The organism is Alicyclobacillus suci, assembly GCF_017329615.1.
Lineage (GTDB): Bacteria > Bacillota > Bacilli > Alicyclobacillales > Alicyclobacillaceae > Alicyclobacillus > Alicyclobacillus suci.
Window position 1 is genome coordinate 1 of sequence record NZ_JAFMTW010000268.1, and the last position, 223, is coordinate 223.

Consider the following 223-nt stretch of genomic DNA (forward strand, 5'->3'; position numbering starts at 1 on the left):
GTGAATCAAACGCCAGCAAGGGATGGAAACTCGCTCGTCCGTGATGGTGTGGATGATATCCAACAGCGGACTGTTGCTGCGCGCCATAAACAGTCTCTATCGAGGAGTCGATATCGACCACGAGGCTTTGTCCTTTGGGGAGAAGTGACCTTAGGATTTGTCTATGCGCCGAACGTATCGCCTTGATGCCAGCGTCGGAGCCAAGCCGCTTGAGGTCCTTATA

At 53.4% G+C, this 223-nt stretch carries 1 protein-coding gene; it reads left to right on the forward strand.

Annotated features, from left to right (window positions below):
- Positions 1 to 186: hypothetical protein (locus J3482_RS21195; protein WP_236018439.1), on the forward strand; the 186-nt coding region annotated here is incomplete at its 5' end.
- Positions 187 to 223 lie beyond the last annotated feature (37 nt).